The sequence below is a fragment of the Microbacterium sp. H83 genome (assembly GCF_001650405.1).
In the GTDB taxonomy this organism is placed as follows: domain Bacteria; phylum Actinomycetota; class Actinomycetes; order Actinomycetales; family Microbacteriaceae; genus Microbacterium.
On sequence record NZ_LWCU01000010.1, the window covers coordinates 43193 to 69484 of the forward strand.

Genomic DNA, 26292 nt, shown 5'->3' on the forward strand with positions numbered 1-26292 from the left:
CCGCAGATCTCCGCACCTGCGGTAGCATCACAGCATGGAGACTTTCCGGATCGCCCGCGCGGCTCAGCTGCTCGGCGTGAGCGACGATACGGTGCGGCGCTGGATCGATCAGGGGCTGCTGCCGACGACGGATGCCGTGCCCGCCGAGATCCCGGGTGACGCCCTCGCCGCCAGGGCTGTGGCGCTGGCCGAGGAGGTCGCCGACCCGGGAGACGCCCTCTCGAGTGCGCGCAACCGCTTCGTCGGGATCGTCACCCGCGTGCAGATCGACGGCCTCATGGCCCAGGTCGACCTGCAGTCCGGGCCGCACCGGGTCGTGTCGCTCATGTCCGCCGAGGCGGCACGCGAGCTGCGCCTCGAGGTCGGCTCGCTCGCCACCGCATCCGTCAAAGCCACCACCGTCGTCGTCGAAGTTCCGAAGGGCTGACATGAACCGCTCGATCCGCCGATCCGTCCTCGGAGTCCTCGCCGTCGCGGCGCTCGCTCTGTCGGGCTGCGCGTCGCAGGGCGCCGAGCCCGCCACCGAGGCTCCCTCGACCGGGGCTCCGGAGGAAGGGATCAGCGGCGACCTCGCGGTGTACGCGGCGGCGTCGCTCTCCGGCGCCTTCGACGAGATCGCGGCCGCGTTCACCGATCAGAACCCCGACGTGACGGTGAGCCCGATCTACGACGGATCGTCGACGCTCGTCACCCAGCTGCTCGAGGGCGCTCCCGGCGACGTCTTCGCATCGGCGGACGAGGCGAACATGGAGAAGCTCGACGACGCCGCCCTCGACCCGGCGCTGTTCGCCTCGAACACCCTCGTGATCGCGGTGCCCGCCGGCAACCCGGGCGGCGTCGAGACGCTCGCCGACCTCGCCGAGGTGACGACGGTGCTCTGCGCGCCCGAGGTGCCGTGCGGCGCCGCCTCCGCGACGCTCCTGTCGAACGCCGGGGTCTCGGTCGCACCCGCGAGCCTCGAGCAGAACGTCACCGCGGTGCTCACCAAGGTCGCGGCGGGCGAGGCGGACGCGGGACTCGTGTACGCGACGGACGTCATCGGTCGCGACGACGTCGAGGTGATCGTGCCCGAGGGTGCCGACGAGGTCGTGAACCGCTATCCGATCGCGGCCCTGGCCGAGGCGGCGAACCCCGAGGCCGCCGAGGCGTTCGTGGCCTTCGTGCTGTCGGACGAGGGACAGGGCATCCTGGCGGACTTCGGATTCGGAGCCCCGTGAGCACGAGCCGAGCGCAGGGCTACGCTCCGCGCTCGCTCGCCGTTCCCGCGCTCCTCGGTCTCGCCTTCCTCCTGCTCCCGCTGGCCGCTCTGGTCGCCCGCGTCGAGTGGTCGACCTTCCTGACCGACATCACGTCGGAGGCCGCGCGGGACGCACTGCTCCTCTCGCTCGGCACGGGTCTCGTCGCCACGCTGATGTGCACGCTGCTGGGGGTGCCGCTCGCGCTGCTGATCGCCCGCTCCGGCCCGCGCCTGGCCGCCGTGCTGCGCGCCGCCGTGACGATCCCGCTCGTCCTCCCGCCCATGGTCGGAGGCGTCGCTCTCCTCTACCTGTTCGGCCGCGCGGGCTGGCTCGGCGGACTGGGCCTGTCGTTCAGCACGCCCGCGGTCATCCTCGCCCAGACGTTCGTCGCGCTGCCGTTCCTCGTGCTGGCGGTGGAGGGCGCGGTCCGCACGTCCGGCGTCGAGTACGAGCGCACCGCGGCCGCGCTCGGAGCGAGCCGATGGACCATCCTCCGCCGCATCACGCTCCCGCTCGCGGCCCCCGGCATCGTCGCCGGCGTCGTGCTGTGCTTCGCCCGCGCGATCGGCGAGTTCGGAGCGACGGCGCTCTTCGCCGGCAACCGCCCTGGCGTCACCCAGACCATGCCGCTGGCGATCTACACCGCGTTCAACGGAGCCGGGGTGTCGCAGGGCACCGCCGTCGCCCTCGCGCTGCTGCTCCTGGCGGCCGCGATCGTCGTGCTCCTGCTCGTGCGCGGCTGGCGGCCGAGAGTCGGGCGGTGACCGCGGCCGGAGGTCTGCGAGCGCGGGTGGTGGTGCCGCGCGAGCACTTCACCGTCGACGTCGCGCTGCGGGCGGCGCCCGGAGAGACGGTGGCCGTCATGGGACCGAGCGGCGCCGGCAAGTCCACCGTGCTGCAGGCCCTGGCCGGTCTCGAGCCGCTCGGCGACGGCGAGATCGCGGTCGACGGCCGTATCGTCGACCGCGCAGCGAAGCCGCGAGTGCGCACCGAGCCGATGCGCCGCGGCGTGGTGCTGCTCGGGCAGAAGCCGCGGCTGTTCCCGCACCTCTCGGCGGCGGACAACGTCGCCTTCGGGCCTCGCGCGACCGGCGCCTCTCCCTCGGACTCCGCGCGTGCCGCCGACGAGTGGCTCGACCGCGTCGGTCTCCCTGGGGCCGGCCGCCGCATGCCGCACGAGCTGTCCGGGGGCGAGCAGCAGCGCGTCGCGGTCGCGCGGGCGCTCGCCGCGTCCCCTCGCGTCGTGCTGCTCGACGAGCCGCTCGTCGCTCTCGATCCCGTGACGGCCGGCGACATCCGGCGGATGCTGCGCGACCAGCTCGTCTCGACCACGACCGTCGCGGTCACGCATGACGCGGAGGATGCCGTCGCGCTCGCGGACCGTCTGGTGATCGTCGAGCGCGGTCGTGTCACGCAGGAGGGCGGTGTGCGTGACGTGCTCGCCGCCCCGGCGTCCGGGTTCGTCGCCTCGATCGCCGGGGTGAACCGGCTCCTGGGAGCCGCCGCGGACGGGGACTGGCGCGCCGGCGGCATGCGGCTGACGAGCACCGACCGGGTGTCACGGGCGCTCGCGGCGACCGACGGCGCCGCGCTCGCCGCGGTGTTCCGACCGTCCGACGTGCACGCGACGGAGGCGGAGACGGCCGAGAACGTGTGGACGGCCACCGTGACCCGCGTCGAGCCGACCGTCGCCGGGGCCCGCGTGCACACGGATGCGGGCGCTGCGGAGCTCTCGCGGGAGGCTGCGGCGGGACTGGCGAGCGGAGACCGCCTGCGGCTGTCCGTCGACCCTGACCTGGTGCGCTTCGTCCCGGCCTGACCCGCGGGCGATCCGATCCGCGCCCCGACCTGCGCCCCACCTGGCAATATGCCGGTTGTCGGGCGCAGCGGAGCCCGGTGCCGGGGACGCGGGCTAGTCTCGGAGCATGGCGGGGAGCGGGGAGACGCGATGACGGCCGTGCCGGTCGTGATCGGCGTGCGGGCTCAGGTCGGCGCGGCGTCCGATGCCGTCGCCGCTCCGAGCCCGCGGGGCCTCGTCGACACGCATGGCCGCGTGCACCGCGACCTCCGCATCTCCCTGACCGACCGCTGCTCGCTGCGCTGCACGTACTGCATGCCGGAGCAGGGCAACGAGTGGCTGGCCCGCACCAGCATCCTGTCGACCGACGAGATCGTCGAGGTGGCCGAGGTCGCGGCGTCGCTCGGCATCCGCACGTTCCGTCTCACCGGCGGAGAGCCGCTGCTGCGCGCCGACATCGTCGACGTCGTCCGTCGCGTCGCGGCGATCCGCGGCGACGACGGTCCGGTCGAAGTGGCCATGACGACGAACGGCATCGGCCTCCCCGCCAGGCTGCCGGCCCTCGTCGACGCGGGGCTCACCCGCCTCAACATCAGCATCGACACGATCGACCGGCAGCGCTTCGCCGACCTCACCCGGCGCGACCGGCTCGACGACGTGTTCGAGGGCATCGCGGCAGCGGCGGCATCCGAGCTGCGTCCGCTCAAGCTCAACGCCGTGGCCATGCGCGGCGTGAACGACGACGAGCTGCCCGACCTGGTCGCCTTCGCGATGGGCGTCGGCGCGCAGCTGCGGTTCATCGAGCAGATGCCGCTCGACGCGGGTCACACGTGGGACCGGGACTCGATGGTGACGCGCGAGGAGATCCTCGAGAAGCTCGGTGCGCGCTGGAGCCTCGAACCGGTGCCGGGCCGCGGCGGAGCCCCGGCCGAGAAGTGGCGCATCGACGGCGGTCCGCACGAGGTCGGCGTGATCGCGTCGGTCACGGCTCCGTTCTGCGGCGCCTGCGACCGGCTGCGCCTGACCGCGGACGGACAGCTGCGCAACTGCCTCTTCTCGAACACGGAGTACGACCTGGTCGGCGTGCTGCGCGGCGACGCGGCATCCGCCCCCGGCTCCGACGCGCGCGTCGAGGGCATCGCCGACATGCTGCGCTCCTGCGTGCACGGCAAGCTGCCGGGGCACGCGATCAACGATCCGTCGTTCCTGCAGCCGGCCCGCGGGATGAACGCGATCGGCGGCTGAGGCAGCGCCGCTTCGCGTGCACGATTCCGCAGAGAACGGGCGTTCCGCCTCTGCAGAGTGCGGATGCGGAGCGACCGCTGCCATCCGTGCTGAATCGTGAACGGCAGAGCGCGGGTCGCGGTACGACCTCCGTCCCGCACCCGAGCTCCGGTGACGAGAGCGCTCTGGGCTGAGGCAGCCCCGCTCGGCGTTCACAATTCAGCAGAGAACGGGCGTTCCGGCTCTGCAGAGTGCGGATGCGGCTCGATTCCGACCGCCCGTGCTGAATCGTGAACGGCACGCGACGGGCGCGACCGAGCGTCAGCCGAGGAACTCCCGCGCCGCCGCGGAGAGCGCCGTGACGCCGACCTCGATGGTCGGGTGGATCTCGGGCGCGAAGTAGGGGGAGTGGTTCGTCGGCACGTCCTTGTCGAGCGTCCCGGCGGCCATCGCCGCGGCGAACGCGGCGGGGTCCACGCCGCCCCAGAACCAGAACACGAGCGGCACGCCGGTGTCGCGGGCGAACCACGACACGTCCTCGCTGCCGGTGAACATCCCGGGGTCCACGACCGAGGACTCGCCGAGCACGCGCTGCAGGGCCGACGTGACGCGGGCGGTGGCGTCGGCGTCGTTGATCGTGGGCGGCAGAGTGTGGTCGGTGCGGATCTCGGGCTCGCGCTCGGCTCCGGATGCCGCGGCCTCGGCCCGCACGATGCGCTCGACGCTGGCGAGCACCCGATCGCGCATCTCGTCGTTCGGGTAGCGCAGGCTGAGCTCGAGCTTCGCCTCCGCCGGGATGATGTTGTTCTTGAGGCCGGCGTGGATCGAGCCGACGGTCACCACCGCGACGTCGCGCGGGTCCACCTCGCGCGAGGCGATGGTCTGCAGGCGCATGACGGTCGCCGCCGCCATGACGACCGGATCGATGGTCGAGTGCGGACGGGATCCGTGCCCGCCGCGACCGTGCAGCGTGACGGTGAGTCCATCGGACGCCGCCATCTGCGTGCCGGGACGGACGCCGATCGTGCCGGCGGGCAGCGGGGTCACGTGCTGGCCGAGCACGATGTCGGGGTGCGGCACGAGGTCGCGGAGTCCGTCGTCGAGCATGGCCCGGGAGCCGGCGCCGTACTCTTCGGCGGGCTGGATGAGCACCACCAGCGTGCCCGCCCACTCGCCGCGCTCGGCGACCAGCTTCTCGACCGCGCCGATCATCGCCGTGACATGCATGTCGTGGCCGCACGCGTGCATGACGGGCACGGTGTTGCCGGCCGGGTCGATGCCGGTGGCGGTGCTGGCGTACGGCAGGTCGGTGAGCTCGCCCACGGGCAGGGCGTCCATGTCGGCCCGCACCCAGACGACCGGCCCGTCGCCGTTCTGCAGCACGCCGACGACCCCGGTGACGCCGACGCCCTCGTGCACCTCGAGTCCGAGGTCGCGCAGGTGGCCGGCGGCGATGCCCGCGGTGCGGGTCTCCTGGAACGAGAGCTCGGGATGCTGGTGCAGGTCGATGTAGAGCGCTTCGAGGTCGATCGTCATGGCCCCGAGCCTACTCGCGGCGGTACGTCTCCAGAGCGGGACCGGGGTGCAGCACGCCGTTCACGATCGCGCGGATCGCGAACTCGCTCGCCTCGCCGAGGGCGAACACGTCGCGGTGCAGCAGCCACTGCAGCTGCAGGCCGTCCATGACGGCGAGGATTCCGGCCGCGGCCGCCGCGATCGTGTCGGGCTCGGTCACGCCCTCCTGCGCGCAGAGCTCGTGGAACGCATCGGTGACCTCGCGCCGCAGGGTCGTGTAGCGGTCCTCGAAGTACTCGCGCCCCGGGTGGTTGTCGGTCACCGACTCGGAGGACAGCACGGTGTACGCCTGCACGATGCCCGGCCGCGATTCGTTCGCGATCGCCGTGCGCACGAGGTGGAGGAACAGCTCGGGCCCGCCCGGGATGTGCTTGTCGGCGAGCTCGGCGACGTCGGCCTGGTCCCGATAGGCGAGCACCTCGAGGAGGAGCTTCTGCTTCGAGCCGAAGTGGTGGAGCACGCCGGCGTGCGTGATGCCGACCTGCTCGGCGACGTCGGCGAGCGTGCCGTTCGTCGAGCCCTTGTTGCCGAAGATCTCGACGGCCGCCTTGAGGATCTGCTCGCGCTTCTCCCTGGTGGCGGGGCGGACGTTCACCGGCGCGACGGCGTCCTTCGACATGGTCCCTCCTCACCTGCACGGGCTCTCGAACGGGTCTGCGGCGATCCTGCAAGGGATCGTACTTGCCAACTCTACTTACTGACGGGTAACCTCGCACCAGCTTACTTTCTCGCCAGTAAGCAAACGGCACCGGATGCCCGAGCCTCCGGCGCGTTCACGCAGCACAACGACCCGTGCCCAAGGAGAAGCAATGAAGCTCAGAAAGTCCCTGATCGCCGTCGCGGCGATCTCCCTGATCGGCGTCTCGGCCCTCGCCGGATGCGCCGCCGGCGGCTCGACCGACGGCGGCGGCGACGGCGGGGCGGCCCTCACCATCGCCAAGCCCGACGGCGCGATCACCACGGAGTCCAACAACCCGTACGTGGGCGACTCCGCCGCGTCGAAGTACGGCTACGGCAAGGTCATCTTCGAGAGCCTCGGGCTCGTGAACCAGACCGGCGACCGCGAGGTCACCCCGTGGCTGGCCGAGAGCATCGAATGGAACGACGACTACACCGCCCTCACCGTCGTGCCCCGCAAGGACGTCACCTGGAGCGACGGCGAGCCGTTCACCGCCGACGACATCGTGTTCACCTACGAGCTCGTATCGACCCCCGCGCTCGACACCGCGGGTCTCAAGTTCGAGGGCGCGACCGTCGACGGCGACGCCGTCACGCTGACGTTCGGCGAGTCCAAGTACGTCAACCAGGCCCGCGTCCTGCACGTCCCGATCGTGCCGAAGCACATCTGGGAGAAACTCGACGAGCCGGCCACCGACCCGATCAAGGGCGACGACCTCGTCGGCACCGGCCCCTACGCGCTGTCGAACTGGTCGACCGAGTCGGTCACGCTCGAGGCGCGCGACGACTACTGGGGCGGCGACCTCGCCGTGCCCGAGCTGCACTACGTCTCGTACGGCGACAACACCGCGCTCACCACCGCGCTGTCGCAGGGCGAGGCCGACTGGGCGCAGGCGTTCATCCCGCAGATTCAGGAGCAGTTCCTCGACGCCGACCCCGAGCACAACAAGTACTTCGTGGCCCCGACCACCGGCTCGGCGACGCTCTTCATGAACCTCCACGAGAAGCCGTTCGACGACGTCGCGTTCCGCCAGGCGCTCGCCTGGGTCATCGACCGCGACGCCTATGTCGACATCGCCCGCGAGGGTGCGAGCGAGCCCGTGTGGTCGGTGACCGGACTGTCGACGATCCTCGAGGACGAGATCCAGCCCGACTTCCAGGGCGAGGAGTACTCGGTCGACGCCGAGAAGGCGCGCGAGCTGCTCACGTCCGCCGGCTACACGTGGGACGGCGACGCGCTGATCGACCCCGACGGCACGCCCGTGTCGTTCACGCTCTCCGTGCCCTCCGGCTGGAGCGACTGGAACACCGCGCAGGAGCTCATCGCGGAGGACATCAGCGAGTCGATCGGCGCCGAGGTGAAGATCGACATGCCCGACTGGGGCGGCTGGGCCGGCCCGCGCGACGAGGGCACGTTCTCGGCGATCATCCACTGGCTCGAGGACAGCAACACGGCCTACGGCCTCTACACCTCGACCATGGACCCGCGCTGGATCTCCCCCGAGGGCATCGCCGGATTCAACTTCGGCCGCTTCGACGACCCCGCGGCGACAGAGGCCCTGAACACGTACGCGAACGCCGCCTCCGACGAGGAGCGCACCACGGCGATGCAGACGCTGCAGACGATCTTCGTCGACCAGGTGCCGGCGATCCCGCTCGGCGCGCACCCGCTGCTCAGCGAGTACAACACCCGGAACTACGTCGGATGGCCGTCGGAGGACGACCCCTACGCGTCGGGCGACCCCACGCAGCAGAACATCGTGATGATCCTCACGAAGCTGAAGCCGGCCGAGTAGGCAGTCACCGGATGGGCGGATGCCGCGGCATCCGCCCATCCCTCCGACCGACGAAGGACCCTCCATGTCAGAAACACTCCTCAGCGTGCGCGACTTCTCCGTCGTGTACGACGTCGATCCGCCCGTCGAGGCGGTGAAGGACGTCACCCTCGAGCTGCGGCGCGGCGAGATCCTCGGCCTCGCCGGCGAGAGCGGATGCGGGAAGACCACCCTCGCCTACGGCATCCAGCGCCTCCTGCGGGCGCCCGCGGTGATCGCCGGCGGCAGCGTCACCTTCCACGACGCCTCGGGCGTCGACGTCGACATCAACGCCCTCGGCGTCGAGGCGATGCAGCGGTTCCGCTGGGACAAGGTCTCGATGGTGTTCCAGGGGGCGATGAACGCGCTCAACCCCGTGGCCACGATCGGCTCGCAGCTGGAGGACGTCTTCGAGATCCACCGCCCCGACATGACCCGTCGTCAGCGCCGTGCCGAGGCCGAGGACCTTCTCGAGATCGTCAAGGTCGGGCGCCAGCGCATCCGCTCCTTCCCGCACGAGCTGTCCGGCGGCATGCGTCAGCGCGTCATGATCGCGATGGCACTGGCCCTGCGCCCGCAGCTCATGGTGATGGACGAGCCGACGACGGCGCTCGACGTGCTCGTGCAGCGGGAGATCCTGAAGCAGATCTCGCAGCTGCGCCACGAGTTCGGGTTCTCGGTCATCTTCATCACCCACGACCTCCCGCTGCTGCTGGAGATCAGCGACCGGATCGCGATCATGCGGCAGGGCGAGATCGTCGAGCTCGCCGCGGCCGAGGAGATCTGGACGAACCCGCAGCACGACTACACCCGCACGCTGCTGTCGTCGTTCCCGCGCCTGACCGGAGAGAGAGGAGTGCTGACCCGATGACGACCCTCGAGTTCTCCCATGTCAGCAAGGTGTACAACGTCCGGGGTGCCGGCCAGCTGAAGGCCCTCGACGACGTGAGCTTCACCCTGACGTCCGGCCGGACGATCGGACTCGTCGGTCAGTCGGGCAGCGGCAAGTCCACCATCGCCAAGATCCTCACCCAGCTCGAGGCGCCCACGAGCGGCGAGGTGCGGCTCGACGGCACCCCGATCCCGAGGCGGGGACGGGGGCTGCGCGCCTACCGGCAGCAGCTGCGGATGGTCTTCCAGGACCCGTTCGCGTCGCTCAACCCGTATCACTCGATCCGCTACCACCTGGAGCGGCCCCTCCGCCTCGACGACGTCGTCCCCCGGGCGGAGACCGAAGCCGAGGTGCGCCGACTGCTCGAGCGCGTGCGACTCGACGCGGATGCCGTGATCGACCGCCGCCCGCACGAGCTGTCCGGCGGCCAGCGCCAGCGCGTCGCGATCGCCCGCGCCCTGGCGTCCCGTCCGTCGCTGCTCGTCGCAGACGAACCGGTGTCGATGCTCGACGTCTCCATCCGCCTGGGCGTGCTGAACCTGCTCGCCGAGCTGCAGCGCGAAGAGGGGCTGGGCGTGCTCTACATCACGCACGACCTCGCCACAGCCCGGCACTTCAGCGACGAGATCATGGTCCTCAATCAGGGGCGCGTCGTCGAGCACGGCGACGCCGACGCCGTGATCCTCGACCCCCAGGACCCGTACACCCGCGAGCTGCGCGCCGCGTCGCCCGACCCCGAGGCGCATTTCGCCGCCGCGGGCCCGCACTCGACCGCACCCCAGGGAGGCACCCGGTGACCACCGCATCCCCCGAGCTCGGACAGACCGGCCTCGACCCCGACGGCGGTCGCCACGACGCGCTGGAGGTCGGCACGACGGCGACCACGGCGCAGAGGGGACGGAAGATCGTCCACTGGCGGTTCTTCGCCGGCCGGGCCGCGTTCTACCTGTTCACGCTGTGGGCAGCGATCACGATCAACTTCTTCCTCCCGCGGTTCATGAAGGGCGATGCGGTCAGCTCGTACCTCGCGCGCAACCGCAACATCAGCCCGGAGGCGGCGGACTCCCTCCGCATCCTGCTCGGCATCGACTCGGACAAGACGCTGTGGCAGCAGTACCTGGACTACTGGGGCACGCTGCTTCGGGGCGACCTCGGCATCTCCACCCTGCACGGTCTGCGCCCGGTCGCCGAGGTGCTGGCCGCGGCCCTCCCGTGGACCCTCGGACTCGTCGGGCTGGCGACGATCATCTCGTTCGCCCTCGGCACGGTGGGCGGCGCGATCGTCGGATGGAAGCGCGGCAGCCGCCTCGACGCCCTCATCCCGATCACCACCTTCTTCAACACCATCCCGTACTTCTGGCTCGGCCTCATCGCGATCGCGATCTTCTCGTCGACGCTGAAGTGGTTCCCGTCGTCGCACGCGTACGACAAGGGCCAGTCGCCGGAATGGAGCCTCGACTTCATCGGCCAGGTGATCATGCACGGCACCCTGCCGGCGCTCACGATCGTCATCGCCTCGCTCGGCGGATGGATGCTGGGCATGCGCAACATGATGCTCACGGTGCTCGACGAGGACTACATCACGGTGGCGCAGGCCAAGGGCATGCCGAACCGCCGCGTGCTGTGGGCGTACGCCGCCCGCAACGCCGTGCTGCCGCAGATCCAGAGCTTCGCGCTGTCCATCGGCTTCATCGTCGGCGGGACGATCGTCATGGAGATGGTCTTCAGCTACCCGGGCGTCGGCAAGCTCCTGCTCGACGCCACGAACGCGAAGGACTTCGCGCTCATGCAGGGAGTGTTCCTCGTGATCACGCTGTCCGTGCTGATCGCGAACATCCTCGCCGACATCGTCTACGCATACCTCGACCCGCGCACGCGCCAGACGGAGGCCTGACATGAGCACTCCCACCTCGACCGACACCACCGCCCCCGACGGCAGCACCGTCCCCACCGGGATGCCGGAGACGGCGACGTTCCGCACGACGACGGATGCCGGACCGCAGCGCACCACCTTCTGGTCGCAGCTCGGCCAGGCGTTCGCCATGTTCCGCAACCCCAAATCGGTCGCCGGGCTGATCATCCTCGGGGTCTTCGTGCTCGTCGCGATCTTCGCCCCGCTGCTCGCTCCCTACGGCCCGACCCAGAAGGACCGCTCGGCGCTGCGTCAGCCGCCGTCGCTCGAGCACTGGCTCGGGACGACGCACATGGGGGAGGACGTGCTCAGCCAGATCATCTTCGGCACACAGGGCGTGGTCGTCGTCGGCTTCCTGTCGGCGATCATCGCCACCGTCATCGCGATCACCATCGGCGTGATCTCCGGCTACGTGCGCGGATGGCGCAGCGAGTCGCTCTCGGCGCTCACCAACGTGTTCCTGGTGATCCCCGGCATCCCGCTCATCATCATCGTCGCGTCGCAGTTCGAGAACCCGCCGCTCATCGTGATCGCAGCCGTGCTCGGCCTCACCGGGTGGGCGTGGGGCGCCCGTGTGCTCCGCGCGCAGACCATGTCGCTGCGCAACCGCGACTTCATCCAGGCCGCCCGCGCCAACGGCGAGCCGCTGCGACGCATCATCACGGTCGAGATGCTGCCGAACCTCATGGCGCTCATCGCGTCGAGCTTCGTCGGCACCGTGACGGCGGCGATCCTCGGACTCACCACGCTCGCCTTCATCGGCGTGATCCCGGTGAGCAACCTCAACTGGGGCACGATCCTGTTCTGGGCGCAGCAGAACGGCGCCTTCCCGCGGCTGTGGTGGTGGTACGTGCCCGCAGGGCTCTGCATCGCGATCATCGGCGTCGCCCTGTCGCTCATCAACTTCGGCATCGACGAGCACGTCAACCCGCGGCTGCGGTCGGCCGGCGAGCGTGCACGTGCGATGAAGAAGAAGGGCCTCGACGTGAACGATCCCGTGACCGCGGTGCGCAGCATCCCGACGCCGACCCCGACCTCTTCCACCACGAACACCCCGACCACGGATATCCGGAACTCGAAGAAGCGATGACCTCCCAGACCCTGACCGACAGCCCGACCGACCTCGACTCCGCCCCGTACCTCGACCGCGACCTGCCGGTCGCGGCGCGCGTCGCCGACCTCCTCGACCGCATGACCGTCGAGGAGAAGGTCGGACAGATGCTGCAGCTCGACGCCCGCGACGACCTCGAGGACCACGTCCTGCGGCGTCACGTCGGATCGATCCTGCACACGTCGCCCGAGCGCATCCTGCAGGCGAACGCCCTCACGGCGCGGACGCGGCTGCGGATCCCGCTGCTGGTGGGCGAGGACTGCATCCACGGGCACTCGTTCTGGCCGGGGGCGACCATCTACCCGACGCAGCTCGGCATGGCGGCGACCTGGAACGCGGAGCTCGTGGAGAAGGTCGCGCGGGCCACGGCGATCGAGGTCGCGGCGACCGGCATCCACTGGACCTTCTCACCCGTGCTGTGCATCGCGCGCGACCTGCGGTGGGGCCGGATCGATGAGACCTTCGGCGAGGACCCGTTCCTCATCGGAGAGCTCGCCTCAGCGATGGTGCGCGGGTACCAGGGCGACGGGCTCGACGACCCGACAGCGATCCTCGCGACCGCCAAGCACTTCGCCGGGTACTCCGAGACGCAGGGCGGACGCGATGCGAGCGAGGCCGACATCTCGCGGCGCAAGCTCCGCTCCTGGTTCCTGCCCCCGTTCGAACGCGTCGCCCGTGAGGGCTGCCGCACCTTCATGCTGGGATATCAGACCACCGACGGCGTGCCGATCACGGTCAACGACTGGCTGCTCAGCGACGTGCTGCGCGGGGAGTGGGGCTACACCGGCACGCTCATCACCGACTGGGACAACGTCGGCAGGATGGTCTGGGAGCAGCAGGTGCAGCCCGACCACACGCACGCGGCGGCGGCGGCGGTGAAGGCCGGAAACGACATGATCATGACGACGCCCGGCTTCTTCGAGGGCGCGCTGGATGCCGTCGCGAAGGGAATGCTCGACGAGGACGCGTTCGACGAGGCCGTCGCCCGGATCCTCACGCTCAAGTTCGAGCTGGGCCTGTTCGAGGATCCGCGCCTGCCCGGGAGGCGACTCGACGCGATGGTCGGCAGCGCCGCCCACGCCGAGCTCAACCTCGAGACCGCCCGACGCTCGCTCGTGCTGCTCGAGAACGACGGCGTCCTCCCGCTCGACGCGACGGCACCGCTCCGCGTGGCGGTGGTCGGCCCCCTCGCCGACGACGCGCAGACGCAGCTCGGCGACTGGGCCGGCGGCTCGGGGCAGGCCGGATGGCTCGACGGCCAGCCGCGCGAGATGATCACGACCGTGCTCGACGGGCTGTCGGGCGTGGCCGGGTGGACGGTCGCGCATGCGCGCGGCGCCGACATCCTGACACTCGAGGCCGACCCTCGCGGGGCGACCTTCCCCGACGGGCAGCCGCGACCCTCGGTCGTGGTGCCGGCGGATGCCGACGAATCGCTCATCACCGAGGCCGTCGCCGCCGCCGAGGCGTCCGACGTCGTGGTGGCGGTCGTCGGAGACCGGATCGAGCTCGTCGGCGAAGGGCGGTCGACCGCGACGCTCGAGCTCATCGGCGGGCAGAACGCCCTGCTCGATGCCCTGATCGCCACGGGCACGCCGGTCGTCGTGGTGCTGCTCGCCTCGAAGCCCCTCGTGCTGCCGGCATCCGTGTCGCGGGCGGCCGCCGTGATCTGGGCCGCGAATCCCGGGATGCAGGGCGGGCGTGCGCTCGCCGAGGTGGTGACCGGTGCGGTCGAGCCGTCGGGGCGACTGCCGATCTCGTTCGCGCGCCACGTCGGTCAGCAGCCGACGTACTACAACCAGATCCGCGGCCAGCACGGCGACCGCTACGCCGACCTGACACAGGCGCCCGCGTGGGCGTTCGGCGAGGGGCGGTCCTACTCGACCGTCGCGTACGCCGATCTCTCGCTGACGTCGACCCGGCTGGGCCTCGACGACACGGTCGTCGGCGCCGTCACCGTGACGAACACCGGAACCCGTGCGGTGCGGGAGACCGTCCAGGTGTACGTCAGAGACGTCGTGACGAGCGTGAGCTGGACGGACAAGGAGCTCAAGACGTTCCGACAGATCGACCTCGCCCCGGGGGAGACGCGGCGGGTCGAGCTGCAGCTGCCGGTCGCCGAGTGCACGATCGTCGATGCCGCCGGCATCCGCCTCGTGGAGCCCGGCGAGTTCGCGCTCCTGGTCGGACCGAGCTCGCGCGACGAGGTGCTGCTCAGCGCCGGGTTCACCGTGGTCTGAGCGCGTCCTCGGCCTGCGCGTCGTCGGCCTGCGCGTCGTCGTCGTCGTGGTCGCGGAGGCGCTGCGGGCCGGCCCCCCGACTGCCGAGGGCGTCGTCGGGATTGAGCAGCCCGCACGCCTTCATCGACAGGCAGCCGCAGCCGATGCATCCGGTCAGCTCGCGCTCGAGTCGCTCGATGCCCTCGCGACGCCTCTCGAGCACGCGCTTCCAGCGGCGTGACGCGCGCTGCCAGTCGGCGTGGCTCGGCGTCTGGGTGAGCGGGACGTCGGCGAACGCCTGCTGGACGTCGGCGAGCGGGATGCCGAGGCGCTTGGCCACCGTGATGAGGGAGACCCGGCGCAGCATGTGGCGTGCGTAGCGGCGCTGATTGCCGGGGGAGCGCGTCGAGGCGATGAGCCCGAGGCTCTCGTAGAAGTGCAGCGCCGAGGGAGCGACGCCGGTGCGCCTGCTCATCTCGCCGATCGTGAGGGGCTCGTCGGGACCGTGGACCGTCCGGTCGGTGTCCGCCTCCGCGCCCATCCGCGCCCTCCCTCGATTTGACCTCAAGTGTACTTGAGGTCTTAGCGTGACACAGTGACTCGAACCATCCCCCGCTCTGCGTCGGTCGCCTCATGACGTATGTGATCGCCCTCCCGTGCGTCGATGTCAAGGACCGTGCGTGCATCGACGAATGTCCTGTCGACTGCATCTATGAAGGTGAGCGCTCGCTGTACATCCATCCGGACGAGTGCGTCGACTGCGGTGCGTGCGAGCCGGTGTGCCCCGTCGAGGCGATCTACTACGAGGACGATCTGCCCGAGGAGTGGCAGGACTACTACAAGGCGAACGTCGAGTTCTTCGACGAGATCGGCTCGCCCGGCGGCGCCGCGAAGCTCGGCGTGATCGAGCACGACCACCCGATCATCGCCGCACTCCCGCCTCAGGAGGCCCACGAATGACCGATGACCCGGTTCGCGCCGCGTCCGCATCCGCCCCGTCTGCTCCGGCCCCGTCTGCTCCGGCCCCGTCTGCTCCGGTGCCGTCGGTCGTCGGGGAGGGGCTCAAGGCGGCGTTCCGCGCCCACCCGGCCGGCGTCGCCATCATCACCGCGACGACCCCCGACGGGCCGGTCGGCCTCACGGCATCCAGTGTCGCGTCGGTCGCCGTGGATCCCGCCGCCATCGTGTTCTCGGTGACGAGGGCGACCGGCAGCGCGGGGGCGATCCTCTCGTCCGACACGTTCGTCGTGCACCTGATCGACGATGAGCACTCCGCACTCGCGCAGAGCTTCGCGGTGAGCGGTGCCGAGCGGTTCACGCCCGAGCAGGGATGGAGCGCCCTGCCCACGGGCGAGCCGTACCTGGCCGAGGCGAGGGTCGCGATGCGCTGCCATCCGATGACGACGGTGGCCGTGGGGTCGTCGACCGTCGTGATCGCCGAGGTCGACGAGGTGCTGCTCGGTCAGCAGGGACGCCCGCTCGTGTACGTCGACCGCCGCTTCCACTCGCTCCCCACGGACTGACTCCCCCCTCCACCGTTCGCATCGCGCACCGAACCGAGGCGCCTCGCGTCATGAAAGGGCCCGCCGCGCGTCTCGGTACGTGAGACCCGGCGGCGGCCGCCGACGGGCAGCGACACGAGGAGTTCTCATGACCCGGTTCCTGATCCTGTACCGCGCCGACGACAGCACGGCGGAGCAGACGGCGAGCATCGATCCCGAGGCCGGCGCGGAGTCGATGAGCGCGTGGATGGACTGGGCGGCCCGCGCGGGCGACGCGATCGTCGATCTCGGGATGCCGACGCAGACCGTCGCGGGCGGGTCGCTCGGCTCGCACATCGGCGGCTACTCGATCATGCAGTCGGAGTCGCTCGCGTCGCTGCTCGCGCTGTTCGAGGAGCACCCGCACCGCGCCTCCGGCGGCGACATCGAGGTGCTCGAGATGCAGCCGATCCCGGGTCTGTGACCCCCGACGGATCACGGACGATCGGACGGATCACGGACGATCCGTCGTCGAAGGTCCGTGATCCGTCCGGATGTCCGTGATCCGTCGGGCGTCCGGGGAACCGTCGGGAGGGGGAGTCGGGCGTCCGGAGTCGGAGACCGACAGGGGTGGGGTCAGACCAGGCGGGCGGTCGTCCCCCGGACGTTCAGCTCGTAGGGCAGAGCGGCCGGGATGCCGGCATCCGCGCCTCCGGTGAGCCGGGCCAGCACGGCATCCGCCGCCCTCTCGCCCTGTCCGAGCGGGAACTGGTCGACCGTCGTGAGGCGGAAGAACTCCCCGAGCTCGTGGCCGTCGATGCCGACGATCGAGAGGTCGCCGGGCACGGCGAAGCCGAGGTCGCGGGCGGCGAGGATCGCGCCGATCGCCATCTCGTCGGACGCTGCGAACACCGCCGTGGGGCGGGGGCCCGGCCGACCGAGCAGCTGCTTCGCCGCCCGGTAGCCGCCTTCGACCGTGAAGTCGGCGGGCTCGAGGAAGGCAGGGTTCAACGGGATGCCGGCGGCGGCCAGCGCCCGCTCGAAGCCCAGCCGACGGTTGGTGGGGATGTGGAAGTCGATGTCGAACTCGGGGTTCGCGCCGATGTGGGCGATGTCGTGGTGGCCCAGCCCGATGAGGTGCTCGGTCGCGAGCTGCGCGACCGCGACGTCGTCGACGGTCAGCGTGTCGAGCTTCGGGTTCGGGCCGCCGATCGCGATCACCGGCAGTCCCAGGTCGAGCAGGTGCTGCGTCTCGTCGGCGTCGAGCTCGATCGACACGGCGATCACGGCATCCACCCGCTGGCGTCGGAGGAACGTGTCGAACACGTGGCGGCGGACGTCCTTGTCGGCGGTGATGTTGTAGAGCGTGATGTCGTAGCCCTCGCGCATCAGCGCCGCTGACACGCCCGACAGCACCGTGCTGAAGAACCACCGGTCGAGGAACGGCACCACGACGCCGACGTTGCGGGTGCGGCCGGACGCCAGGCTCGACGCCCGCGACGAGACGACGTACCCGAGCGTCGACGCCGCCTCCTGCACGCGCAGCCGCGCCGACTCCGACACGTGGCCGCGTCCGCTGAGGGCTCGCGACACGGTCGCCGTCGAGACGCCGGCGAGCCGGGCGACCTCATCGATGCTCGCCATGGGGTTCCTTCCTGAGGTGCTCCGGTCGCCGGTCGCGTCGGTCGTCGTGGACGAGAGCGGCGCGAACGGCGACCGGAGCGGGATGCCGGATCAGGCCGTGGTGTACCAGACGGCCGTGTCGGCGGGCACCGCGCCGCCGTCGAACACCTGGCTCTGCTCGATCACGAACGCGCCCGCCGGGAGCGGCAGCGGCTCGGTGCCGAGGTTCGCGAGCACGTGGACGTCACCGCGGCGGAACGCGACCGCGTCGGCGCCCGCATCCTCCCAGACGAGCGATCCGCTGCCGAAGCCGTACTCGCGGCGCCCGGCGAGCAGTCGCTTGTAGAGCGCGAGCGTTGACGCGGGGTCGACCTCTTCGACGTCGCGCGAGTACGCGGCCCAGTCCGCGGGCTGCGGCAGCCACGACGCGCCCGTCTCGTTGAAGCCGAATGCCGGAGCCTCGGCCTCCCAGGGCAGCGGCACGCGGCATCCGTCGCGTCCGTAGCGCTCGCCGTTCGTGCGGAACCAGGTCGGGTCCTGTCGGAACGCGTCGGGGATCTCCATGGCCTCGGGCAGGCCGAGCTCCTCGCCCTGGTACAGGTAGGCGGAGCCGGGCAGCGCGAGCATCACGGTCGTGGCCGCGCGGGCGCGGGCGAGGCCGATGGCCGTGTCGGGCTTGTCGGGGGTGTTCGGGCCGATGCCCTCTCCTTGTGGGTTCTCGGCCGTCAGTGCGAGGCGCGACGCATGGCGGACGACGTCGTGGTTCGACAGCACCCAGGTGCTCGGCGCGCCCACCGCGCCGAACTCGTCGAGCGACTCGCGGATCACGTCGCCCAGCTTCTTCGCGTCCCACTCCGTCATCAGGTACGGGAAGTTGAAGGTCTGGTGCATCTCGTCGGGGCGCACCCAGAGCGCGGTCTGCTTCAGCGTCGGCATCCACGCCTCGCCGCACAGCGCGCGGTCGCCGTCGTACTCGGCGAGCACCTCGTGCCAGTCGCGGTAGATGTCGTGCACGCCGTCCTGGCCCCAGTACGGGACGTTCGCCTCGCCGCCGCCCATCGAGTCGGCGTCGGCCGGGGGCGTGTAGTCGGGCAGGCCCTCGGCCTTGATCATGCCGTGGGCCACGTCGACGCGGAAGCCGTCGACGCCCCGGTCGAGCCAGAAGCGCAGGATGGAGCGGAACTCCTCCCGCACCTCCTCGTTGGTCCAGTCGAAGTCGGGCTGCGTAGGGTCGAAGATGTGGAGGTACCACTGGCCGGGCGTGCCGTCGGCCTCGGTCACACGCTCCCACATGCCGCCGCCGAAGACCGACTCCCAGTTGTTCGGAGGCAGCTCGCCGTTCTCGCCCTTGCCGTCGCGGAAGATGTACCGCGCGCGCTCGGGGCTGCCGGGAGCGGCCCTGAGGGCCTCCTGGAACCAGGCGTGCTGCGCCGAGGAGTGGTTGGGGACGAGGTCGACGACGACGCGGATGCCGCGGGTGTGCGCCTCGTTCAGCATGGTGTCGAAGTCGGCGAGCGTGCCGAACAGCGGGTCGACGTCGCGGTAGTCGGCGACGTCGTAGCCGGCGTCGCGCTGCGGGCTCGTCATGAACGGGCTCAGCCAGATCGCGTCGACGCCGAGCTCCTTCAGGGAGTCGAGTCGGCTCGTGATGCCGGGCAGGTCGCCGATGCCGTCGCCCGAGGCGTCGGCGAACGAACGGGGGTAGATCTGGTAGATGACCGCGCTGCGCCACCACTCGGAACCGGGGGCTGCGATCTGCTCAAGCTGTGCCATGCGACTCAGATTAGTGCAAACGCTTACACGATTGCGACAGGTGGGATCGAATCGATTCGGGCGCGTGATAGGACGGCGGTTCCCACCGCCGCTTGCAGCGCCCGTCGACCGGAGTATCGCGCCGCGCCCATCGGTGGTTCCGGCCCGAGAGTATGCTTCGGGCATCCGACGACTGGAGGCTGTCATGGTTCCCGAGATCAACTACTGGGCGGTGCTCCTGGCGACGGCCTCGAGCATGATCGTGGGCTCGATCTGGTACGCGCCGAAGGTCTTCGGCACCCGCTGGTCGAAGCTGGCGAACGTCGACATGGACCGGCCGGGCTCCAGCGCCACGGTCGCGATCATCACGACCGTTCTCGTGAGCTTCGTGACCGCGTGGGTGCTCGCGGGAGCCGCGGCGATCGCGTGGCACTTCTACGGCGGCTCGTTCCTCTGGGGCACTCTCGTCACCAGCATCCTGCTCTGGGCCGGATTCACCGCAGCGCGATTCATCACCCACGACGCGTTCGAGGGGCGGCCCACCGCGCTCACCACCATGAACATCGCCCACGAGCTCGTCACGCTCGTGATCATGGCGCTGATCATCGGCGTCTGGCCGCCCGCGCTGGGCTGAGGGACAGGGAGGTCGCGGCGCGGCTCATCTCCTGAGGGACGCGATCGTGATGGTGTGGTCGAGTGAGACGTCCCCCCGCACCGCTGAGCGACCCGACCACCGATCCCGATGCGGCTCGGCCCCGCCGACGTCGGCGGAGGGTCATCGGCTGGATCAGCGCCGTCGTCGTCGCCGCGCTCGTGGCCACAGGCGTGATCGCCGTCGCGCAGCTGCAGGGCAACATCACGACCGCACCGCTCCGAGGGGATGCCGCCGACGAGCCGGAACTCGCCGTGGGCGACCTGAACATCCTGCTGCTCGGCTCGGATTCCCGGGCTCTCGCCTCCGACGGCTTCGGGGAGGACGAGGGCGGCGAGCGCGCGGATGCGATGGTGCTGGCCCACATCTCCAGCGACAGCACCCGCATCGACGCGGTCCAGCTCCCGCGCGACACGCTGATGACGCTGCCGGCCTGCGACGACACCGGCAGCGGGGAGTTCCGCGGAGGCGAGGGGATGCTGAACTCCGCGCTGGAGTACGGGCCGGCCTGCTCGGTCGCCGCCGTCGAAGCTCTCTCCGGAGTGCGGATCGATCACTTCGTGCGGCTGGACTTCGAGGGCTTCATCGGAATGGTCGACGCCCTGGGCGGTATCGAGGTGTGCCTCCCCGAGGCGCTGCAGGACGGTCAAGCGCGACTCGACCTCCCGGCCGGACCGCAGTCCATCGGCGGGGACCAGGCGCTGGCCCTCGCCCGCACGCGGTACGCGCTCGCCGAGGGGAGCGACATCGCCCGCCTCGGCCACCAGCAGATGGTCCTGTCGGCGATCGTGCAGAAGGCGACGAAGTCGGATGTGCTCGTGCGCCCCGACCGGCTGTACGGCTTCCTCGATGCGATCACCTCGTCGATGACGGTCGACCCCGGCCTCGGCGGTCTGACCGACCTGGCGGGACTCGCCGCTCGGGTCGCGAACGTGCCGATGAGCAGCGTGACCTTCGTGACGATGCCCACGACCGAGGCTCCGCAGGATCGGAACCGGGTCGTCGCGACCGCGGATGCCGACGTGATCTTCCGTGCGCTCGCCGATGACGTCCCCATCGTGCTGACGACGGACGGCGCGGAACCGGATCCGACCGTCCGCACCGCGCCGGTCCGTATCCTCAACGGCGCGGGCGTCGCAGGCCTCGCCGCGCAGGTCTCGGAGGATGCCACGGGCTTCGGCTATGCGGTGGCCGGCCTCGCCAACGCCGAGCCGGTCGACCGCACGACGATCGTCGCGGCGGACACCCCGGACGCGCAGGCGACCGCGACCGCCCTGGCGTCGGAGCTGGGCCTCGCCGTGACGGTGGAGACCGGAGACGTCGACGGGGTCGAGCTGCTCCTGGGCGCCGACTACACGGACCTCACCTCGCAGCTCCGGGCGACGCCGGCCCCGCAGCGACCGGTGGACGCGGTCAGTCGCAGCGCCGACACCGATCTCTGCGCGGCATGAGGCGGTGGCGTGACGCGGGCGCGTGACGCGGAGGTGTGACGCGGTGGCGTGACTCTTGCGCCGCATAGTGCGTCGCGAGGTCCGGATCTGAGGGACACGCCGGAGCTGCGCCAGATATAGACTTTCGTCACTTCCGACTCATCTTGCTGATATGTCAGCATTTTTGCGTGACCTGCTGGTCGCCCGCGACCGAGCACTCGGGTCGTGGTTCCGACCGAGGGGGTCTCATGAGCGGTTCTCTGCGCCGTCCGGCGAGGTGGGCGGTCTCCGCCGTGCTCGTCGCCACCGCCGTCGTCGCGGGCGCGGTGAGCGCCGGCGCGGCGAGTGCGCAGAGCGACCCCGACACCGACGCACCCGACCCGACGCTCTCCGTCTCCCTCGCCTACGAGTTCCTCGACGCCCGCGTCGACGAGTTCTGCGACGGCGAAGGGCGCTGCCTCCCGCGGAGCTACCAGGGCGGGTTCTTCACCGACCTGCCGACCTGGGACTTCACGCCGTCGTTCGTGTACGACGACGCGCTCGTCGTCATCGCGTACACCGCTCGCGGCCTGCCCGACGACATCCGCCGCGCGCAGGCCGTCGGCGACACGCTGCTGTTCGTGCAGGACAACGACCCCATCGGCGACGGCCGGGTGCGCACGTCGTACGAGCCGAACGGCATCCGTCAGGGTCGGGTCGAGATCACGGGGCCCGGCACCTTCACGGGGAACCAGGCGTGGACGGGCATGGCGCTCGCGCGCCTGTTCCACGCGACCGGGGAGCAGAAGTACCTCGACGGCGCTCTGCGGATCGCCGAGTGGATCCAGACGAACACCGCCGACATGCAGCGGGCGCCCTTCGGGTACACCGGAGGGCAGACGGATGCGGGTGTCCCGCTCGAGTGGAAGTCGACCGAGCACAACGCCGACATCGCCGGGTTCTTCACCCAGCTCGCCGAGCTCACGGGCGACGCGGTCTGGGCGGAGCGGGCCGCGGTCGCGGCGGGCTTCGTCGCCGCGATGCAGGCCGCCGACGGGCACGTCGACACCGGCACGCTCCTCGACGGGTCGACCGTGAACACGAACCCCGTTCCTCTCGACGCCCAGACATGGACGCTCCTCGGCACCGGCGACCCGCGGTACGGCACGGCGGTCGATTGGGCGCTCGCGAACCTGATGGCGACCGACGGACCGTACAGCGGTCCGTCGATCAGCCACGTCGACACGTCGAAGGTCTGGTTCGAAGGCAGCGGGCATCTCGCGCTGGCCCTCAAGCTGAGGGGCGGCGTCGGCGACGCCGACCGGGCGGAGGCCCTGCTCGACAGCATTCGGCTCGGGCAGCGCGACGCGCTCAACGGCGACGGCAAGGGCATCGTCGCGACGTCGACCGACGGCCTCGACTCCGGCTTCGGCGACCTGTACTACGCGAGCCTGCACACGGGCGCGACCGCCTGGTACCTGCTGGCCTCGGCGGGCGACAACCCCTTCACCCTTCCCGCCGACTGATCGGGCCTCCGGTCGGCTGATCGCGCCTCCGGTCGGCTGATCGGGCCTCCGGTCGGCTGACGGAACCGGTACGGGGTCGAAAACGCATCCGCGGGAGGATGCCGGGTCGAAACCGCATCCGATTCGGACGATCCGGATGCGGAATCGACCCCGCCCGCCCGAGCGGATGCGGAATCGACCCCGGATGCGCGGGCGTGCGGCTGGCGTTACGCGGCGGGCGTGCGGCCGGCGTTACGCGGCGACGCGGGCGACCGCGGCGATCGCGCTCGCGAAGAAGTCGATGCCGTCCACGCCCGACCGCATGGCGGCGGCGGTGTCGGGGCCGAAGCCGGCCTCGGTGGCGTGCTCGGGGTGCGGCATGAGCCCCACGACGTTGCCCGCCTCGTTGGTGAGACCCGCGATGTCGCGCAGCGAGCCGTTCGGGTTCACGCCCGCGTAGCGGAAGGCGACGAGTCCCTCGCCCTCCAGGCGGTCGAGCGTCTCCTCGTCGGCGATGTAGCCGCCGTCGGCGTTCTTCAGCGGGATGACGATCTCCTGGCCGGTGCGGAACCGGTTGGTCCACGCCGTGTCGGAGTTCTCGACGACGAGTCGCTGGTCGCGACGCACGAAGTGCTGGTGGTCGTTGCGGATCAATCCGCCGGGCAGCAGGTGCGCCTCGACGAGCATCTGGAATCCGTTGCAGATGCCGAGGATGGGCATGCCCTTGGCGGCGGCATCCTTCACCTCGGCCATGATCGGCGAGAGAGCCGCGATCGCACCGGCGCGCAGGTAGTCGCCGTAGCTGAAGCCGCCCGGGAGGACGAGCGCGTCGACGCCCTCGAGGTCGTGCGAGCCGTGCCAGAGCGCGACGGGCTCAGCGCCGGCGATGCGGACGGCGCGCTGCGCGTCGCGGTCGTCGAGCGATCCCGGGAAGGTGATGACGCCGATACGGGTGGTCACTCCGAGACCTCGATGCCGACGACGTCCTCGATCACGGAGTTGGAGAGCACCTCGTCGGCGATGCGGCGGGCCTCGGCGAGGACCTCCTCGGTGACCTCGCCCTCGACGGTGAGCTCGAAGCGCTTGCCGATGCGGACATCCGAGAAGCCCTCGACGCCCAGACGGGAGAACGCGCCGGACACGGCCTTCCCCTGCGGGTCGAGCAGTTCGGGCTTGGGCATGACGTCGACGACGATGGTGGGCATGAACGGCTCCGGAAGTCGCGGGCGGACGGGCGTGCCCAGTCTACCGGCCCCGCGACCCGCCCGATCGCCGGGCGCCGACGTCAGGCGTGGAAGACCGTGTGCAGGTCGCCGATCGCGTCGCGGCCGCCGAGGCCGTCGATCTCGAACAGCACCGAGATGCCGACGACGTGGCTGCCGAGGCGCTCGACGAGCTCGCGGCCCGCGGCGAGCGTCCCGCCGGTCGCGAGCACGTCGTCGATGAGCAGCACGCGCGAGCCCTCGGGGAGATCGTCGTGCATCTCGATCGTCGCGGTGCCGTACTCGAGGGCGTAGTCGACGGATGCCGCCGGGCGGGGCAGCTTGCCCGCCTTGCGGATCGGGATGAGGCCCACGCCGGCGGCGATCGCTGCGGCCCCGGCGAGGATGAAACCGCGCGCCTCGATGCCGGCGACCACGTCGAACTGCCCGGCGAAGGGCTCGACGATCGCGTCGGTGGTGGCCCTCAGGGCCTCGGCGTCGGCGAGCAGCGGCGTGATGTCGCGGAAGATGATGCCGGGCTCCGGGTAGTCCGGGATGCTGCGGATCAGCGATTCGGCACGGACGAGGGCGGGGGAGAGTTCGGTGTCGGGCACCGGTCAAGGGTACGCCGCGTTCACAACTCAGCAGAATCACCACCGGAACGCGGCTGATCGCTCTCCTGACGGGGCGCCCGCCTGATTCTTGCTGAGAAGTGAACGGCAGGCCCTCGAGCCCGACCGCTTGACATCGATGGGAGCGCTCCCATAGAGTCGCTCATCAACGCGTGGGAGCGCTCCCACGCATCCCGACAGCCCCGCACCACCACCGCACGACCCACCACAAAGGAGTGACCTGTGAACACACGTGCCCGCACCCGGATCCTGGCGGCAGCCGCCACCGCATCCGTCGGAGCCCTCGCCCTCGCCGGCTGTGCCGCGACCGGCGGCGACGCCGAGGGAGCCGACGGCGACATCACGCTGACCGTCACCACGTTCGGCACCTTCGGCTACGACGACCTGTACGCCGAGTACGAGGAGGCCAACCCCGGCATCACGATCGAGGCGACCAACATCGACACCGGCGGCAACGCCCGCACCGACGCTTTCACGAAGATCGCCGCGGGCTCGGGACTCAGCGACGTCGTCGCGATCGAGGAGGGATGGCTCGGCGCGATCATGGACGTGTCCGACACCTTCGTCGACCTGCGCGACTACGGCATCGAGGACCGCAAGGGCGACTGGGTCGACTGGAAGTACGGACAGGCGACGGATGCCGAGGGCCGCGTCATCGGCTACGGCACCGACATCGGCCCGAGCGGCATCTGCTACAACGGCGCCGCGTTCGAGGCCGCCGGGCTCCCGAGCGACCGCGAGTCCGTCGCGCAGCTGCTCGACGGCGACTGGGAGAACTACTTCGCGGTCGGTGCCGACTACACGGCGAAGACCGGCAAGGCCTGGTACGACCACTCCGGCTTCGTCTGGAACGCGATGGTCAACCAGCTCGAGGAGGGCTACTACTCGGCCGACGGCGAGCTGAACGTCGAGGACAACGCCGAGCTCAAGGAGCGCTTCGAGCTGCTCGGAGCCGCGACCGAGGGCGGCCAGTCCGCCGCGCAGACCGCGTGGGACTGGAACGGCGGCAAGTCGTTCGTCGACGGCACCTTCGCGACCTTCGTCTGCCCCGGCTGGATGCTCGGCGTCGTGCAGGGTCAGGTCGAGGCCGGCGGCGGCGACGCCGAGACCGGCTGGGACTTCGCCGACGTCTTCCCCGGGGGAGCGGCGAACTGGGGTGGCGCCTTCCTGTCGATCCCCGAGAGCTCGCGGTACAAGGAGGAGGCCGCGGCCCTCGCCGACTGGCTGACGCAGCCCGAGCAGCAGGTGAAGCAGTCGGCCGCGGCCGGCAACTTCCCCTCGACGGTGGAGGCGCAGGAGACGCTCGCATCGGATGCCACGCCGAACGCGTTCTTCAACGACGCGCCGACCGGTGCGATCCTCGCCGAGCGCGCGAAGGGCGTCGTCGCGCAGTTCAAGGGCGCTGACGACTCCGTCATCCAGGAGAACGTCTTCGGTCCGGCGCTCAGCGGCCTCGACCGCGGTGAGACCGACACCCAGGGCGCCTGGGACGAAGCGATCTCGCTGCTGAACGAACTGGTCGGCTGACCCGCTTCCCGCAGTGGTCCAGGTCGCAGTTCGTGTCGCTCAGCCTCG

Annotated in this window: 26 protein-coding genes; 18 read left to right on the forward strand and 8 right to left on the reverse strand. The window is 70.8% G+C overall.

All coding sequences use genetic code 11. From position 1 onward, the window contains the following. Positions 1 to 34: 34 nt before the first annotated feature. The 5 genes from A4X16_RS05350 (at position 35) to moaA (ending at position 4281) form a co-directional block, all read left to right on the forward strand. Positions 35 to 427 (forward strand): TOBE domain-containing protein, encoded by a 393-nt coding sequence (locus A4X16_RS05350; RefSeq protein ID WP_067117524.1) that lies wholly within the window; start codon positions 35 to 37, stop codon positions 425 to 427. 1 nt (position 428) lies between these two features. Then, complete coding sequence (modA, locus tag A4X16_RS05355; RefSeq protein WP_067117527.1) at positions 429 to 1217, forward strand: molybdate ABC transporter substrate-binding protein; 789 nt, start codon at positions 429 to 431, stop codon at positions 1215 to 1217. Further along, complete coding sequence (gene modB / locus A4X16_RS05360; RefSeq protein WP_067117530.1) at positions 1214 to 2002, forward strand: molybdate ABC transporter permease subunit; 789 nt, start codon at positions 1214 to 1216, stop codon at positions 2000 to 2002. Before modA ends, modB begins: the two co-directional genes overlap by 4 nt. Then, the gene (locus tag A4X16_RS05365) at positions 1999 to 3057 is read left to right on the forward strand and encodes a sulfate/molybdate ABC transporter ATP-binding protein (protein WP_231880278.1); all 1059 of its coding nucleotides are present in this window, start codon (positions 1999 to 2001) and stop codon (positions 3055 to 3057) included. The genes modB and A4X16_RS05365 overlap by 4 nt, the downstream gene beginning before the upstream one ends. A 129-nt stretch (positions 3058 to 3186) precedes the next feature. Then, positions 3187 to 4281: a GTP 3',8-cyclase MoaA gene (moaA, locus tag A4X16_RS05370; protein WP_067117533.1), complete on the forward strand. Its 1095-nt coding sequence runs from the start codon at positions 3187 to 3189 to the stop codon at positions 4279 to 4281. Between the two features lie 300 nt (positions 4282 to 4581). Here the strand turns inward: moaA and A4X16_RS05375 are convergent, their stop codons facing one another. Next, on the reverse strand, positions 4582 to 5796 hold the full coding sequence (locus tag A4X16_RS05375; protein ID WP_067117536.1) for an amidohydrolase: 1215 nt from the start codon (positions 5794 to 5796) through the stop codon (positions 4582 to 4584). A gap of 10 nt (positions 5797 to 5806) precedes the next feature. Next, entirely contained in the window at positions 5807 to 6454 is a 648-nt protein-coding gene (locus A4X16_RS05380; protein ID WP_067117539.1) for a TetR/AcrR family transcriptional regulator, read from the reverse strand. 190 nt (positions 6455 to 6644) lie between these two features. On the opposite strand from A4X16_RS05380, the gene A4X16_RS05385 reads away from it, so the two are divergent. The 6 genes from A4X16_RS05385 to A4X16_RS05410 all read left to right on the forward strand — a co-directional run bounded on the left by A4X16_RS05385 (position 6645) and on the right by A4X16_RS05410 (position 14482). Beyond that, entirely contained in the window at positions 6645 to 8309 is a 1665-nt protein-coding gene (locus A4X16_RS05385) for an ABC transporter substrate-binding protein (RefSeq protein WP_067117542.1), read from the forward strand. A gap of 64 nt (positions 8310 to 8373) precedes the next feature. Beyond that, positions 8374 to 9198 (forward strand): ABC transporter ATP-binding protein, encoded by an 825-nt coding sequence (locus A4X16_RS05390; protein ID WP_067117545.1) that lies wholly within the window; start codon positions 8374 to 8376, stop codon positions 9196 to 9198. Further along, positions 9195 to 10016, forward strand: a complete 822-nt coding sequence (locus A4X16_RS05395; RefSeq protein ID WP_067117548.1) for an ABC transporter ATP-binding protein — start codon at positions 9195 to 9197, stop codon at positions 10014 to 10016. Before A4X16_RS05390 ends, A4X16_RS05395 begins: the two co-directional genes overlap by 4 nt. Then, on the forward strand, positions 10013 to 11113 hold the full coding sequence (locus tag A4X16_RS05400; protein WP_067117551.1) for an ABC transporter permease: 1101 nt from the start codon (positions 10013 to 10015) through the stop codon (positions 11111 to 11113). Before A4X16_RS05395 ends, A4X16_RS05400 begins: the two co-directional genes overlap by 4 nt. Before the next feature lie 61 nt (positions 11114 to 11174). Further along, a complete protein-coding gene (locus A4X16_RS05405) occupies positions 11175 to 12221 on the forward strand; it encodes an ABC transporter permease (protein ID WP_067117649.1) in 1047 nt (348 codons plus the stop codon). After that, on the forward strand, positions 12218 to 14482 hold the full coding sequence (locus A4X16_RS05410; protein ID WP_067117554.1) for a glycoside hydrolase family 3 N-terminal domain-containing protein: 2265 nt from the start codon (positions 12218 to 12220) through the stop codon (positions 14480 to 14482). The genes A4X16_RS05405 and A4X16_RS05410 overlap by 4 nt, the downstream gene beginning before the upstream one ends. Here A4X16_RS05410 and soxR read toward each other — a convergent pair. Further along, entirely contained in the window at positions 14469 to 15002 is a 534-nt protein-coding gene (soxR, locus tag A4X16_RS05415) for a redox-sensitive transcriptional activator SoxR (RefSeq protein ID WP_067117557.1), read from the reverse strand. The two genes, A4X16_RS05410 and soxR, sit on opposite strands and share 14 nt — an antisense overlap. Positions 15003 to 15094: 92 nt before the next feature. On the opposite strand from soxR, the gene fdxA reads away from it, so the two are divergent. The 3 genes from fdxA (at position 15095) to A4X16_RS05430 (ending at position 16426) form a co-directional block, all read left to right on the forward strand. Further along, positions 15095 to 15421 (forward strand): ferredoxin, encoded by a 327-nt coding sequence (gene fdxA / locus A4X16_RS05420; RefSeq protein ID WP_067117560.1) that lies wholly within the window; start codon positions 15095 to 15097, stop codon positions 15419 to 15421. Further along, positions 15418 to 15984 (forward strand): flavin reductase family protein, encoded by a 567-nt coding sequence (locus A4X16_RS05425; protein WP_082914288.1) that lies wholly within the window; start codon positions 15418 to 15420, stop codon positions 15982 to 15984. Before fdxA ends, A4X16_RS05425 begins: the two co-directional genes overlap by 4 nt. A gap of 127 nt (positions 15985 to 16111) precedes the next feature. Then, positions 16112 to 16426: a hypothetical protein gene (locus A4X16_RS05430; RefSeq protein WP_067117563.1), complete on the forward strand. Its 315-nt coding sequence runs from the start codon at positions 16112 to 16114 to the stop codon at positions 16424 to 16426. 152 nt (positions 16427 to 16578) lie between these two features. On the opposite strand, the gene A4X16_RS05435 is transcribed toward A4X16_RS05430, so the two are convergent. Then, the gene (locus A4X16_RS05435) at positions 16579 to 17586 is read right to left on the reverse strand and encodes a LacI family DNA-binding transcriptional regulator (protein WP_067117566.1); all 1008 of its coding nucleotides are present in this window, start codon (positions 17584 to 17586) and stop codon (positions 16579 to 16581) included. A gap of 90 nt (positions 17587 to 17676) precedes the next feature. Beyond that, positions 17677 to 19338, reverse strand: coding sequence for a glycoside hydrolase family 13 protein (locus tag A4X16_RS05440; protein WP_067117569.1), 1662 nt, complete (start codon positions 19336 to 19338; stop codon positions 17677 to 17679). Between the two features lie 184 nt (positions 19339 to 19522). Between A4X16_RS05440 and A4X16_RS05445 the strand changes: the two genes are divergently transcribed. From A4X16_RS05445 to A4X16_RS05455, 3 genes are all read left to right on the forward strand, one after another. Continuing rightward, positions 19523 to 19951, forward strand: a complete 429-nt coding sequence (locus tag A4X16_RS05445; protein WP_067117572.1) for a DUF1761 domain-containing protein — start codon at positions 19523 to 19525, stop codon at positions 19949 to 19951. 62 nt (positions 19952 to 20013) lie between these two features. After that, the gene (locus A4X16_RS05450) at positions 20014 to 21420 is read left to right on the forward strand and encodes an LCP family protein (protein WP_067117575.1); all 1407 of its coding nucleotides are present in this window, start codon (positions 20014 to 20016) and stop codon (positions 21418 to 21420) included. A gap of 227 nt (positions 21421 to 21647) precedes the next feature. Then, positions 21648 to 22904: a hypothetical protein gene (locus A4X16_RS05455; protein ID WP_067117578.1), complete on the forward strand. Its 1257-nt coding sequence runs from the start codon at positions 21648 to 21650 to the stop codon at positions 22902 to 22904. Between the two features lie 231 nt (positions 22905 to 23135). On the opposite strand, the gene purQ is transcribed toward A4X16_RS05455, so the two are convergent. The 3 genes from purQ to A4X16_RS05470 form a co-directional block, all read right to left on the reverse strand. Then, positions 23136 to 23843, reverse strand: a complete 708-nt coding sequence (gene purQ, locus A4X16_RS05460) for a phosphoribosylformylglycinamidine synthase subunit PurQ (protein ID WP_067117579.1) — start codon at positions 23841 to 23843, stop codon at positions 23136 to 23138. Further along, a complete protein-coding gene (gene purS, locus A4X16_RS05465; RefSeq protein ID WP_067117582.1) occupies positions 23840 to 24088 on the reverse strand; it encodes a phosphoribosylformylglycinamidine synthase subunit PurS in 249 nt (82 codons plus the stop codon). The genes purQ and purS overlap by 4 nt, the downstream gene beginning before the upstream one ends. An 80-nt stretch (positions 24089 to 24168) precedes the next feature. Next, complete coding sequence (locus A4X16_RS05470) at positions 24169 to 24699, reverse strand: adenine phosphoribosyltransferase (RefSeq protein WP_067117585.1); 531 nt, start codon at positions 24697 to 24699, stop codon at positions 24169 to 24171. A 240-nt stretch (positions 24700 to 24939) separates the two neighbouring features. Here A4X16_RS05470 and A4X16_RS05475 point away from each other — a divergent pair, with 240 nt between their 5' ends. Further along, positions 24940 to 26244, forward strand: a complete 1305-nt coding sequence (locus A4X16_RS05475; protein ID WP_067117588.1) for an ABC transporter substrate-binding protein — start codon at positions 24940 to 24942, stop codon at positions 26242 to 26244. The last annotated feature ends 48 nt before the right edge of the window (positions 26245 to 26292 follow it).

Bases quoted from the DNA above. Each gene is read 5' to 3' on its own strand.
- A4X16_RS05380 (WP_067117539.1), bottom strand. From the start codon at position 6,454: ATGTCGAAGGACGCCGTCGCGCCGGTGAACGTCCGCCCCGCCACCAGG.
- A4X16_RS05350 (WP_067117524.1), top strand. From the start codon at position 35: ATGGAGACTTTCCGGATCGCCCGCGCGGCTCAGCTGCTCGGCGTGAGC.
- A4X16_RS05385 (WP_067117542.1), top strand. From the start codon at position 6,645: ATGAAGCTCAGAAAGTCCCTGATCGCCGTCGCGGCGATCTCCCTGATC.
- moaA (WP_067117533.1), top strand. From the start codon at position 3,187: ATGACGGCCGTGCCGGTCGTGATCGGCGTGCGGGCTCAGGTCGGCGCG.
- A4X16_RS05435 (WP_067117566.1), bottom strand. From the start codon at position 17,586: ATGGCGAGCATCGATGAGGTCGCCCGGCTCGCCGGCGTCTCGACGGCG.
- purS (WP_067117582.1), bottom strand. From the start codon at position 24,088: ATGCCCACCATCGTCGTCGACGTCATGCCCAAGCCCGAACTGCTCGAC.
- A4X16_RS05430 (WP_067117563.1), top strand. From the start codon at position 16,112: ATGACCCGGTTCCTGATCCTGTACCGCGCCGACGACAGCACGGCGGAG.
- A4X16_RS05455 (WP_067117578.1), top strand. From the start codon at position 21,648: ATGAGCGGTTCTCTGCGCCGTCCGGCGAGGTGGGCGGTCTCCGCCGTG.
- A4X16_RS05405 (WP_067117649.1), top strand. From the start codon at position 11,175: ATGCCGGAGACGGCGACGTTCCGCACGACGACGGATGCCGGACCGCAG.
- A4X16_RS05445 (WP_067117572.1), top strand. From the start codon at position 19,523: ATGGTTCCCGAGATCAACTACTGGGCGGTGCTCCTGGCGACGGCCTCG.
- modA (WP_067117527.1), top strand. From the start codon at position 429: ATGAACCGCTCGATCCGCCGATCCGTCCTCGGAGTCCTCGCCGTCGCG.
- A4X16_RS05390 (WP_067117545.1), top strand. From the start codon at position 8,374: ATGTCAGAAACACTCCTCAGCGTGCGCGACTTCTCCGTCGTGTACGAC.
- fdxA (WP_067117560.1), top strand. From the start codon at position 15,095: ATGACGTATGTGATCGCCCTCCCGTGCGTCGATGTCAAGGACCGTGCG.
- A4X16_RS05440 (WP_067117569.1), bottom strand. From the start codon at position 19,338: ATGGCACAGCTTGAGCAGATCGCAGCCCCCGGTTCCGAGTGGTGGCGC.
- soxR (WP_067117557.1), bottom strand. From the start codon at position 15,002: ATGGGCGCGGAGGCGGACACCGACCGGACGGTCCACGGTCCCGACGAG.
- A4X16_RS05375 (WP_067117536.1), bottom strand. From the start codon at position 5,796: ATGACGATCGACCTCGAAGCGCTCTACATCGACCTGCACCAGCATCCC.
- A4X16_RS05395 (WP_067117548.1), top strand. From the start codon at position 9,195: ATGACGACCCTCGAGTTCTCCCATGTCAGCAAGGTGTACAACGTCCGG.
- A4X16_RS05410 (WP_067117554.1), top strand. From the start codon at position 12,218: ATGACCTCCCAGACCCTGACCGACAGCCCGACCGACCTCGACTCCGCC.
- A4X16_RS05425 (WP_082914288.1), top strand. From the start codon at position 15,418: ATGACCGATGACCCGGTTCGCGCCGCGTCCGCATCCGCCCCGTCTGCT.